Source organism: Dactylosporangium darangshiense, assembly GCF_039537565.1.
GTDB classification, from domain to species: domain Bacteria; phylum Actinomycetota; class Actinomycetes; order Mycobacteriales; family Micromonosporaceae; genus Dactylosporangium; species Dactylosporangium darangshiense.
Genome location: NZ_BAABAT010000207.1, coordinates 1 through 911, shown reverse-complemented (window position 1 = coordinate 911; position 911 = coordinate 1). Strand labels below are relative to the sequence as shown.

Here is a 911-nt window from a genome sequence, read left to right as displayed (position 1 = left end):
GGCTGCGTTTTCGGCGGTGGTGGCCCGGCACGAGGTGCTACGAACCCGGCTGGTCGCCGACGCCGACGGCATCCCCCACCAAATCATCGACCCACCCACACCCCAACACCTCAACCGCATCGACCTCACCCACACCCCCAACCCCCACCACACCGCCCTCAACCACATCACCACCGACGCCCGCACCCCATTCAACCTCGCCACCGGCCCACTCATCCGCGCCACCCTCATCCACCTCACCCCCAACCACCACATCCTCTCCCTCTGCATGCACCACGCCGTCTTCGACGAATGGTCCGACCGCATCCTCCGACACGAACTCGCCACCCTCTACAACGGCACCCCACTCCCACCCCTGCCCATCCAATACGCCGACTACGCCACCTGGCAACGCCAATGGCTCACCGGCGACACCCTCACCACCCAACTCCACTACTGGCAAACCCAACTCGCCAACCCACCCATCCTCCACCTCCCCACCGACCGCCCCCGCCCCGCCATCCGCAACACCACCGGCGCCGAAATCACCTTCACCATCCCCCAACCCACCACCACCGCCCTACAACACCTCTCCCGCCAACACGGCACCACCATGTTCATGACCCTCATCGCCGCCTACGCCACCCTCCTGCACCACCACACCGGCCAAACCGACATCCTCATCGGCACACCCATCGCCAACCGCAACCAACCCGAAACCGAACACCTCATCGGCTTCTTCCTCAACACCCTCATCATCCGCACCCACCTCCACCACAACCCCACCTTCACCGAACTCCTCCACCAAACCCGCACCACCGCCCTGGACGCCTACACCCACCAAGACCTCCCCTTCGAACAACTCGTCGACCAACTCACCCCCACCCGCAACCGCGCCCAAACCCCCCTCATCCAAACCCTCTTCAACTACG

1 protein-coding gene is annotated in these 911 nt (G+C 64.8%); it reads left to right on the top strand.

Going from position 1 to position 911, the window contains the following annotated elements; all coding sequences use genetic code 11:
- Nucleotides 1-911: condensation domain-containing protein (locus ABD901_RS58730; RefSeq protein ID WP_345145110.1), on the top strand; the 911-nt coding region annotated here is incomplete at both ends.